We start from the raw sequence: 12,308 nt of genomic DNA, 5'->3' as shown, positions 1-12,308 counted from the left end.
GGATAAATCAGCGGGTTTTAGCGATCAACTGATTGAAGGTGACATAAGGAGAAGTGGTATTGCTGTTAAGGGGCGCGAAGACAAAACCTGGCGAACTTGTCGCAGCGATCTTGATCACCATGCGCTTCAGGTAAGGCTGGGTCTTCTCGGCTTTGGGCAGCGCCACCACCTGCTGCGGTTCAATCTCCACAACGTAAGCAAGATCCGTGGCATCCTGCGCGACCTCACGTCCTTGATCGTTGTAGTACTTTTTTACTGTCGCATTCGGCAGCAAATCAAAGGAGGCATTCTCCATGTCATGCGTGATTTGCTCCAAAATGTTGCTGTCATTAATCATCAGCGACGTCTTGCGCGCCATATCGAGCCCCTGGGGCAGGAGTCCCAGGAGCGTGATGATGGCAAGAGCCGCAATGGCCACAGCGAGCGTGACCTCGACCAGTGAGAAACCAGCCTGTGAGCGGGATTTAGTGAGATGTTTCATATGAAAAGAGAGGTAGGGCCCAAGGGATCAACTGGCAGATCATCAGGGGCTGAAACGCTTGCTTTCCAGCGTGCGGAACTTGTAGAAAGTGTCCAAGGGCTTTTCACCCAGGGGGTTGGAGGCAGCACCATAATCAGGCAGAGGATTGGCCACGTCTGTGGGGTCAATGTAACGCTCAATCAGCGCGGACCCACGGTATTCGCCGAGAACGGCATCCTTGGCAGGGTCCATGGTATCCGCAGCCGTGGAACGCGCCTTGGTGATGACCTGCGCCCGCATGTGAACACGGAAGGTGTTGCTGCGCGTGGTGACACGGGCGTAGATGTTGGAATAGGGGCGTTCACGTGTGTTGTCCCCGGTTCCAGGATGGCTCTGCCAGAACTGCTCCATCACAGACTGCAAGTTGGTGCCGCTGGTGTTTGCAGTGATGTTGGAAATACTGCCGAGTGTTTCCCCACCGGATGAGGCTCCCTGGCTGACATCAGGAATCAGATGAATTTCGCAGATCTGGCTGGGGCTGCGGAAGAGACCCCGGTAGCGGTTGAGCGCATGATTGGTGCCCGTGGCAGAATGCTGGAACTTCTGGTCAAACTGATACAAGGTCTTGGTGACATCAATGGGGCGGTGCCAGTACTTCCCGTTGGTGCTCTCATCCCAGAAGCGGTCCCCCGAATTGCTCCACATCGAGGAAGTGGCGGCAGCCTGGTAGGTTTTGGCGTTCTCGGTGTCAGTAGCAGGAATGGTGGTCATGAACTCGCCTTTCATCACGGCATGCATGCCGGTGGCACGGGTGATGTTGGTGAAGGGCACGATCTGGTAGTTGAGGTTGATGCGGCCAGCGGTGGAAAGAGGCTCGCTGATGGCATAAGGCTCAACCACGGGCATAAAGAAGAGATCGAGCAGGTAGTGGTCTCGGGGATTGTTGTCACCCGGGTGGCCAGGACTGACCCCTTTGCCGTAGTTGGCGTTGGAGCTGGCATGAGGCCTGAACAGAAGCGTCTGCCAGGGTTTGCCCTCGGAATAAGTCACGCCACCGGAGATCGCACTGGTGCCGACATTGCCACCTGACCAGACGCCGGTAGGCAGTGAGCCAAACATCACAGGGGAAGACACGATGCGATTCGGGGTCATGTAAATGCCGGTGCGCCAGTCATCGCTGTTGTGCCAAGGCTCGTAGAAGTAGCCGGAACGATAGAACTGGGTCGAGTTGTAGCGGGTGAAATTTCCTGCGTAGAAGTTGCCTTCGTCCGGCTTGTTCACATAGGCGCCATCACGAGCATTGGCGATTCCGTTGTCATAGTCGCCGTAGGCGTTGGCTGTAGCCGCCCAGCCATTGTCTGGTGGCAGGTCGGGAATGCGCGCATCACCGTAAGTAACTCCAGCTACGAGCTGCTGGTCTCTGTTCAGCCCCAGATTAGGAAATCTGGTCATCGCAGCGGCAGTCGGCAAAATGCAACCTGGCTCCGTGGTGGTGACGTGTGTGGTGAATGAGTGAATGCTGCGGGGCTGATTGAGCGGCGGCAGGGAATCAACCGCCTGCCAGAGCGGATGGCGCATCCACATGGTGCTGGGCACATTGTAGCGTGCTGCAGGCAGGCGATAGTCTCCCACGGCAGGGACGAAGGTGCGGATGACATCCGAGCCTGACCAAGGATTGCCATTCGTGTCATAAATGGTGGCACCACTGGAGGTGACGGTCGCCTCGGGTGGGATGAGGCTCAAGCCGACTCTTCCGCCGTTGTCAAAATTGATCGTTCCGCCAGTGACGTTGGCAAATCGAGACTCGGTGTCCAGACGTCCGGTGCATACCTGATCATCGCTGGAATTGAAGGCGGTATAGAAGTTGGGGGCAGCTGGGTACAACGGGGGATTGGCGGTGCCGCGGTAGGCCAGATTGGGGGTGCCGGACATGCGATTGAGGCAGCCCATGCGATTGAAGCACCACCAATGAGGAGCTTGAGTGGAGCGGCGATAGGTGTCCCGGCCATAAGAGTCGATGTAGAAATAATAATCTATCTCATTTTTGTTGGCCGGATCAGTCAGCGGCGGGCCGTTTTGGCCGACACGTCTTTCGTTGGAGGAATAGACCAGAGCAGGGACAGGCAGAGAGGCGCCATCAAACGAAACGCTGATGCTCTGGCACTCCTGGCCGTTGTTTCCGGCTTTGGCGTGAGAGTCATAGATTCTGATGAGCAAATCGCGGTTACCGAAGGCCAAAACCATCGGTTGGTCACGGTTCACGGTAATGAACTGGCTGATCAGGCCCCAGTTGTTCAAACCGTCATGGCCGTTACTGCCGGAGCCGGGATTGGCAAGATAGCGGCTGGTGTCTGTGGAGCGGGCAGTGCCGGAGACGTAGGGATTGGTGTCGTCACCGATTAGGGTCGTGCCCCAGCCTGGACCGGCCCGGCCGCCAGCGATGGCAGTGGGACCCACATGGCCGCCCATGGAGTAGCAGTCAAAGGCCTCGTAGACGTTGCCGTTGGATTTGACGATCACTGTCTGCGATGAGGGAAAAAGCGACTGTCCATTCAGCGTGATGGCACGCAGGAAATCCCCTTCCAGAGTAATGGCCCATTCCGGGAACATCTTGGTCCAGCCGGACATGGGGCAGAAGAACTCCAGCATCAGCATGGCCTGCACGCGTTTTTCATTGGGTTTCAGGGGCGTGTTGAGATCCAAGGTCATGTTCCAGTTGGCCGGATTGTAACCTGGATGAAGCGAGGGGTGACGGTTTGCAATGGTGGGATTGCAACCGTAGAGCGTGCCGTTGCCGTAGGGAGCCGACAGCGGAGGGAAATTGGAATACCAGCGGTTGTAGCCCAGCCAGGGCGGGGTGTGCGGAGGCATCTGTGGTGGAAGCCAGGTGGCAGGAGCGCCACCTGGGTTGCTGCTGGGGGCCGCACTGCTTTCACGGGTGGAGAGCGCCTTGGGGGCGCTGCCACCACCGCTCAACACACCGCCAGTGTTCACCGCGTAAACCGGATCATTCATGCCATCCGCCGTGCAGATGAACTGGAAACCGATTTCTGAAATGGTGAACATGCGGCCCATGCCCTGCACGGTCCGACCGCCCGGTGATGTCCATCGAGCCGGAGAAACCTGGCCATGACCAGGAAACACATATTGATCGGCAGTGATCAGAGAACTGCCAATCTGCGTCTGCGTGCCATCATTTAAACTGCCCGACGCGCGGCGGGTGATGCGCTGCTCCGTGTAGGTGAAGCGGGAGGTGGCAATGTTGTCCCTCTGCAGGTAAAGCGGAGTGCCGGTGATGGGTTGGGGAGGGTTGCCGGAGTTGTAGCCAGACATCCCATCATTGTTGCGTGCCATGACTCCGTCATAGAGATTGGTGCAGCGGATGTAGTCAAAGAACTGGATGGCCAGCTGGGCGGCATTGTCGGTGCCGTATTTCTGGCCGAAATTATTGCTGCTGCCGAGCGAGGAAGTCTGGGGAAACTGCAAGGTCGTCATCTCAGCATAGAGATAATTGAGCAGGGTGTTGTTGCGTGTCAGCCCGGTGGAACCACCGTAATCCGATGAAGAGCCGGTCACGTCGTGGGTTGGATGATGGGGCTGGGCACGGCGGAAAATATAGCTGTTGGCCACTGCGGCACCGGCAGTCCTGCCACGGAGCGTGGAACACAGGGCGATCATGGTGTCGAAGCTGGTGCGACGCTGCTGTCCCAGCCCTTCGTCTGCCACCGGCCACATGGCGATGCGTGGCAGACCATGAATGCTGAACTCAGGAGACCGGCTGTTTGCAGTCAGGAAAAACCTGGATCGTTCGAGCGTGTCATGATCAAACAAATAGCGCGAGCTCTGGCCTGGCAGCGGAATGCTGGTGGCCACCCGGCCCAGATTGCTGTTGTAATTGTAGGCGTTGTCATTGGTGCCGTCCGCAAACAGCATTTCATCCACGCTGGCGAAGAGTCTTTCTTTTCTTGCCTGGACAGTGTCGCCGCTGGAAGCGACAGCCAGTTCACCATTGCTGCCGGAAAAGGCATCTCTGACGAACGGCTTGGTGCCGGACGAGGACCCCCCGGTGGCAATCTTGGGGATCAGCGAGTAAATGGCGTCCTTGGTCTGGGTGATGTTGGTGACATTGGCATTGCGCGCGTAGACGTCCAGATCCACCCCGGGTGCGAGCACCGTGCTCAAAGCCACCGTGGCGGGATGACCAGGATAACGCTGGTACTCGCCTGCAGTGCCGGGGAAATTGGCCCACTTGGAATCACGCTGGTGGTAAAAGTAGGGTGGGGCAAAAAAGGTGGGTTCGGATGCCGTGTTGACATTGACTTTGCAGGATTCGTCATCGGTCCAGAAAGCAACGCGTCCAACGATGGGATTGCTGGCGCTGGGGGTTGTCGCACCGTCGGCACTGATGAACTTGTTGCTGGCGTCAAGCGCGCCGGTGGTGCCGTCCCGCAGGACGTAGATCCACTCGACCGGCATGGGGAGGCGCAGTTTGTTGGGTTCAGTGCCAACATCCGAAGGCAGCACCACTTCATTGTAGGTCACCGTTCCACCGGCCCCGGTGATGGTGGGGGTGGACTTGGTGTATGTGAACCCTTCCACGGCAACCATTGTCCGCCCATTGTCCGGGTTGGTTCCGTTGTAAGCAGCACGGGGGTCAATGATCGGGAAATAGAGGGCCATGGTGCCAGTGGCGAGGCCGGGGCGTACGATCGGATCGTTCAAATCCACATAGCGAGCGGCGTTTTGCGTCGCGTTCCAGTCTTGAGGGATTTGATTGGTGCTGCTGAAAATATCCGCTTCATTGGAGCTGGTGATGACCATCTGCGAGCTGGAATAGAGCTTGTGAGCACGCACAAAATCACCATTGGCCTGATAGACACGCGCCATGCCAGGCTGGGTGGCATGGATGGTGCGGCTGAAGGAGCCCGTGACGGAATTCTGGGCATTTTGCAGCTGCGCCTCGGTGAATACGACAGCGAGATCCGCAAGCTGCTTGGCGCTACGAGAGGCCACATAGCTCTGGCTGGCTTTGTATTCCGTGCGAGTGACTGAAAATATAGCGACCACAAGCATGGACATCAAAGCCACGGTGGTGACCACCATGACTAAAGCCATGGCCTTCCTGCGTCTGTTCCAATTTGCGACTAATGTTGCAGCATTCATGATTAGCTCCTGGTAAATTACTGATTTATGAAGCGATAATAATAAAATCGCATCAACCTGACAAGGTATTTATCATGTAAACACAAAGGCGGCACTGAGCTTTTTCTCAGCAGGCCGGGCGCAGTCTGACTCAGACAGCCAGTCTGCGGCGGCGACGCCAGCCCAATGCCATAACTCCGAGGAGCAGCAGCAACAAGCGGCCGGGCTCTGGCACTGCCACCACGATGATACCCGTGGTGTACAAGTTGCTGATATCCCAGAACTTGCCTGCACCCAGGGTGGGCAGGTCAATGAAATCGGTCGAAGTGCTGCCGGAGAGATTGGCGAAAGTGCCGGTCGGTGTGAGGCCACCCCAGTCAATGAGCTTCCAGCTGTCACCCGTGTTGAAGCTGGTGGAAACCAAGGAACTGCCCGCACCGATGCTCACGTTCAATGTTGCCCCACTGATGGTGATCTGGGAGGCGCCTCCGACATCGCTGAAAACAAGGCGGTCAGCTTCAGTCGTGGTGGTAGAGCCTTGGTTGAGGAAAAGATTCAGCTTCAATGTGGAGCCGCTGGCCAGGGTGGCAAAACCTGGCAGCACAGTTGAATCAAGGTTCACGCTGAGCTGGCTGGCTGTGGTGTGGCCAATGGTGCCGACCATCAGGGTGGCTCCGGCGCTTACCGTGAGTCCATGGCCGCCGGCGGGGGCAATGCTGCCTGTGCCGCCAAGTGTGGCACCGGACTTGACCACCACGCTGCCGAAGCCCGTGCCGGAGCCGGTGCTGTTGTTCACCAGCAAGGTCCCGGCCGTCACCGTGGTATCACCGTGGTAGGTGTTGCTGCCAGAAAAGGTAGCCACGCCTGAGCCCGTTTTGTTCACATAGAGCGTGTCTTCAAGACCGTTGGCCTCACTGATGGTGCCGGAGAAGGTGATTCCCGTCCCCGAATTCGGCGTGGTGGATGCAATTGTCAGCTCTTTGGAATCAATAGTTCCATATTGGAGGAGGTCCTGCAGGGTCACGTTTCCGGTGAAATTCACCGCATTGGCTGAAGCAATGGTGGTGGTTCCCACTCCATTGTAATTGATGTCAATGTTCTGCGTGACCGTGGTGATCGCCGCGTTGTTGATCTGAAGGGTGACGTTGGCATTGCTCTGGTCCAGCAGCCAGTGGACAGGATCCGTGCCCACCCCATTGACATTGGTCACGCTCGGTGCCGCCATGAAGTAGGTCTGGCCAGCCGAGGATCCTTTATCCACAGAGACCTGGACGCCATAGGCCAGATTGCTGTTGGGATCATAAGAACCAGACAAGCGAGCCAGGTTCATGGTGAGGTCGTCATTGATCTGTGTGATCGTGTAAACCCCGTTGCGCTCAGGATGGTCAATCTCATCTTTCACAAGAATGGTTTTGCCGATGTCAGCGGAGCTGAAGGTGAAGCCGTCAATGGTGCGGCTGACATAGTAGAAAGCACCGTCACCACTATCCGGAAGATTAGAAACAATATGCCCGCCACCAGTGGCCACGAACGCACCACCATAACCACTGACATTGGGGACCACGATGGAGGTGTCGCGCTCCACCCCGAGCAAGGAGGCCCCTGCGGTGGCGTAATCTGCCAGCAATGAAAAGTTGAACGAATCCGCTGCGAAGCTCTTATCACCCAGTTCGAGGGTGGTGGTCTGCCCGAGCGCCGCAGCGTTTGTGAGAACCAGCGTGCCGGAGCGGATCACCGTTCCGCCAGTGATGTCGGCACCCGAGGCGCCCGTCTGTGAACCATAGGTGTTGGCAGATGAGAGAACCACAGTGCCCCCACCGATGACCGTGATGCCGCCCTGACCTGAAATGCCGCCATTATAAGTCACCGTGGAACCGGTGTTTTCGGAGAGGAACACATTGCCGCCGACCGTGCGGTTGATTGTCACAGCGCCACTGACCGTCGTGGAAGAGGCGGTGGTGCTGAGGACCGAAATACCGTCGTTGTTCACGTTGCCGAATGTCACCCCGTTGGAAAGGGTGCTGCCATTGAAGACGAGGGTCAGCGCCTTGTCGGAAGTGCGTGTGTCAGTGGTGGTGCCGACTTCGACCCCTCCGCTGCCCAAGGATCCGTTTTGCTGCGCGATGAGCGTGCCTTCGGCGAGCGAAGTGCCACCGGCGTAGGTGTTGTTCGCAGCCAGGCTCAGCACGCCGTTGCCACCTTTGACCAGTCGGCCGTCGCTGCCGGAGATCACTCCTGAGATGATGGCGTCAGGAATCAACGTCCCAGCTGATGGCGACGAGTAGACAGGGCCGCGACCGCTGATGACTTCCACCATATGGGACTTGCGGCCAAGATCAATGCCATTGGCGAAGTTCACCGTGCTGTCAGAGTCCTGGGCGCCGAGGATGAGGGAGTCATTGTCCGGCACGAAACCATTCAATCCCCACACAAGAGTGGCGAAACTGCCGCCGATATTGACGGTGCGGGTCGTGGTGTAGGCGGCAAAGCCACCGCTGCTGGTCCAGTCCACCTGAGTGCTGCCGGTGCCAAGGCTGCGGGTGAAGTCACCTGAATTGAGCCCCACCACACCGCCGTCGATGCGGAGATGGCTGTTGGCAGGCAGCGCACCTGCGGAATCCAGGCGCAAGACGCCACCCTGCAGGTAGGTGGTGCCAGTGTAGGTGTTGGTGCCGGAGAGTGCTGTGGTGCCGTTTCCGCTGAGCACCAGATTGACGAGCAGCCCGGCGGCGGTGTTGTTGGCAATGGATGAGCTGATGGTCAAGGCCGTCAGCGGATTCCAATTGTAGAGGATGAGGTCTGCGGTGGTTCCATCCTTGTTCACCAAGCCGCTGGTCAGGACACCGCCGACGATGGAGTTCACATGGGTGCCTGAGTGGGTGGATTGCAGAATGGCACCGCTGGCAATGGTGAGAGTGTCTGTGATGGTGACGGTGCTGGAATTGAGAGCCAGCGGGACGGTGGCCAGGTTTTCAGAGTACAAGGACACATCGGTGCCGCTCTGGTATGCGGAAACGGTAAGCGTGATGGTATGGTTGCCCACATCCACAAAGTCAATGACTGCACCCGCCGGGATGCCCGGCCCGGCGATCATCATTCCCACCTTCAGACGTGGATCATTGATGTTCGTGATGGTAGCGCTGCCGTTGGTAATGGTGCCGGAGACAAAGGCATTGGAGAAGGCGTACAAGGTGACCGCAGAACCTGAGAGCGTGGGGGCCTGGCTCAGAGTGATGGTGTTATTGGCCACATCAATGGCGGTGATGTAGGTGCCGTCGACAATGCCATTGCCACGGACCAGTTCTCCGACCTGCAGACGATCAACACCTGGAACGCGCTTCACCAGCGTGGGATCCGTGGAGAGCAGGTCAATATCCCCTGCTGTGGAAATTGCGTTGTTGGTCAGCAGAATCGTGTTCACTGAAGCACCGGACACTGTGCTGCCAGAGAACGACTCTTCCAGCAGGGTACCATCAGAGATGTTGTGAGTGACAACCCAGTCGGCGGGATTGGATTTGAACGTATGCGAACCTTTGATATCCGAGCCGGTCAGGATGTTGGTGGCGGAGTCGACAAAGGCAAAGTTGTTCACGCCGGGGTTGAGAGTGCTGTTGATGGTGAACAGGGCGCGGGGCATGAGAACACCGACGTCAATAAATGCGGTGCCGGCGACGGTGATCTGAGCCAGCAAGGCACCGCCATTCACTTCAAAGAGCACGTTGCCACCCTTTTCATAATTGATACCTGAAGGATTGTTGACGTCCTGCAGATTGAGGAAGGTGGCGGCGCCGGTGGTGCCAGTCACACGGATCCTGGAAGACCCCTCGGCGATGTTCAGAGTGCCGATGATGTTCTGCGTGGTGTTGCGGCCGGCGATGCTCTGAATATCGAGCGTGCCGCCGGCCATGGTCAGGGATCCCACATCGTTGCGGATGTACTGATCGTTGAATGCAGGCGAGAGCTTGAGTGTGCCGTCGCCCACCACGAGGGAATTGATGCCGTAGCCGCCGAAAGAAGTTCCGAGCAAAGCCAGCGTGCCAGCACCGATTTTGACAATGCCGTAATCATCCTGATTGCCGGGGGTGGTGTAGTTGCCGCCCATGGTCAGCACCGTGTACGCGTTGCCCACATCCCACACTGCGGTCTGATTGATGGTGAATCCACGGTCCGAGCTGGCGTCGGTGCCGTTGAATTGAAGCGTGCCGCCGTTGAACACCAGATTGGAGACGGTATTGCGGGAGGCGCCCAGGCTGGAAGCAGGACCGGCAAACACGAGGGTGTTGGAACCGGAGGAGATCGCCGCCACGGAGATGTAAATGGTGGTGCCGTCGACGATTTTGGTAATCGTGGCGCCCAAGGGGATGCCGGGACCCGAGACCAGCTCTCCCACACTCAAATTGGCAGTGGTAGGCACGGTGACCATGGAACTGCCATTGGTCGTGGAGGCGATGAGCGTCGCACCGATGCTGGTGCTGGCGCCAAAGGTGAGGTTGTTCTGGCCGGTGGTGGTGACGGGGTTGGAGATCTCGATCGTGTTTTGATCCAGAATCCGCAGGATGGTGGAGCCTCCGGGGATGCCGTTGCCGGTAATCGTCTGCCCGACGGTCAATCCGAGAGTGCTGCCCACCGTGATACGTGCACCGCTTTGAGTGTTGGTGGCAAGTGTTGTGCCGGGGGCGAGGAGGTTGGGGCTGCCAAAGGTGAGATTGGTGGTGCCGCTGGTAAGCGCGTTTGTCAGGGCATTGCCACCTGGGTCGATCACGCCAATGGTGATGGTGGTGCCGTTGACAATGGAGAGGATGACCACCGTTCCGCCGTTGGTGGGAATCACCCCGGAACCAGTGACGGTCTGGCCAACACTGAGCCCGGCAGTGCCGCCGGGGACGGTGATCGTGGCACTGCCAGCTGTGGTTGTGGCTGAAATCGTGCCAGATTTCGCTGCCACGCCGCTGCTATCAAAGTTCAGGTTGGCACCAGTGGTGGTGATGAGCGCGCCATTGGACAAGGTCACGGTGGTCGTGCTGTTGATGGCAGTGATGGTGACACCTGAGGGGAGTGCACTGCCGGTGACGACGGTTCCAAGGGTCAAACCGCTGGTATTGGCGAGAGTGAGCGTGCGGCCCAGCGAGGTGAGGTTCGTGATCAGCTGCGTGCCGGAAGTATAGCCTTCAACCCCCAGAGACTGGATGGTGGTGACACCTGCATTCAGGGTGGTGACGCCGGTGTAGAGATTCATGCCGGAGAGAATCAGATTGCCCAGGCCTGTCTTGTCCAAGCCGGTCACCTGTGAGAACGTCAGAGTGCCGGCTCCAGCTCCTGCAATGGCGGCATTGCTGAGGGTGATGGTATTGGTCTGGAAATTTCGGTCGGTCGAGCTGGAAATTGTTTCATTAGGAGTTCCGTCAAGCGTTAGTGTTGTGCCGTTGATGGCAATCACGGTGCGCCCAAGCAGTGTGGCTCCAACCAATAGATTGGACGGCACGCTGGATACTGTCACATTATTGCCGGAAGTTTGGGTGATGGTGACCGTGGCGGTAGTTGAAAGCGATGTGATGGTTGTTCCATCCACGATGCCGAGTCCGGAGACTCTCATTCCCACATAGAGGCCTGTAGTTCCATTGGTGCCGTTGAGGCCAGTGCCATTTGTGGTGCTGAGCCCGCTAACCAGCGTGCTGCCGGCGGCGGTGGTGCCGGAACGGTCCTGGCTGAACTGCAGGGTTTCCGTCACCGAAGCCGACGTGTTTGAGCTGAGTGTGATAGTGTTGGTCTGGAACTCCCGCGTGGTGGTGGCGGAGATCGATTCATTCGGCGCCCCATCGAGCGTGATGATTGTTCCATTGATGGCGGTCACGGTGCGGCCCAGCAGGGTGGCTCCCACGAAAAGATTGGATGGCACGGCGGATACGAACACGCTGTTGCCGGAAGTGCTGGTGATGCTGACTGTGGCCACCGAGGACAGCGCGGTGATGGTGGTTCCCGCAGCAATGCCAGATCCTGTCACGAGCATGCCCACGGCAAGATCCGCCGAGCTGATGTTGCGCACGAGGTTGCTGCCTGTCGCTATCGTTGCAGTGCGGTCCGCCCGGCTGGCGGTGTTGTCGATGATGGACGCGGAGATGTCCAATGGAGCGCTGGTGTTGTTCTGAATGACCAGCAGGTCATTGACCGTGGTGCTCACACGTCCGGTGGAGAGCGTGCCGATGCCATTGATCAGGGCCGTGCTGCCGCCCATGTTTGGGGAGACGAGAATGGCCCCGCCCTGCAGGGTGTTGGCACCGTTGAGCGTGACCGTGCTCACTCCGCCGCCGCCCACCGGGCTGTTAAAGCGCAGTGTATTGGCCCACCGATTTGTCTGCATGGTGTTCGCGATGAAATCCATGTTTCCAGTGGTCGTGGTGAGGACCCAATCATTGTCCACCTCATTACGGGTGTAGTCGGTGTAGGCCCGGATCATGAGGTCTCCAGCGGTCGTGTTCAGCGTATCGACCAGCGATTCGTTGAAGGAGCTCTTCGTCGCCCAGCTCGAATCGCTGACCGTGGCCCAGGAGCCCAGAATCCCGACCGTGTTGTTGGTGTCGGTGCTGGCGATGTCATTGCCGCTAAAATTGATCTTCGCTCCTGCCTGCCGGCTGATGCCGTTCATGCGCAGGATGGAAGTGCCGCTCAGACGCGTGACGCGGTTGTCCCCAGCACCCAGCGTGACGCC

Annotated in this window: 3 protein-coding genes (1 of these 3 only partly in view); all 3 read right to left on the bottom strand. The window is 58.1% G+C overall.

The genetic code is table 11. The features are described from left to right. Positions 1-7: 7 nt before the first annotated feature. Positions 8-481, bottom strand: a complete 474-nt coding sequence (gene vccB / locus AC3RLQ_RS30215) for a Verru_Chthon cassette protein B (RefSeq protein ID WP_493032640.1) — start codon at positions 479-481, stop codon at positions 8-10. 42 nt (positions 482-523) lie between these two features. Continuing rightward, positions 524-5,575 (bottom strand): Verru_Chthon cassette protein A, encoded by a 5,052-nt coding sequence (vccA, locus tag AC3RLQ_RS30210; RefSeq protein ID WP_493032638.1) that lies wholly within the window; start codon positions 5,573-5,575, stop codon positions 524-526. A gap of 178 nt (positions 5,576-5,753) precedes the next feature. Beyond that, a protein-coding gene (locus tag AC3RLQ_RS30205; RefSeq protein WP_493032636.1) for an autotransporter-associated beta strand repeat-containing protein crosses the window boundary here: on the bottom strand, positions 5,754-12,308 show its final stretch. 24,882 nt of this gene lie beyond the right edge of the window; 6,555 of the gene's 31,437 nt are visible here — the last part of the coding sequence; its start codon lies beyond the right edge, outside the window; it ends in the stop codon at positions 5,754-5,756.

Source organism: Prosthecobacter sp. GW821-HT29F12 (genome assembly GCF_058803405.1).
The sequence above is the reverse complement of the archived record's forward strand: the minus strand, read 5'-3'. Positions and strand labels throughout refer to the sequence as shown.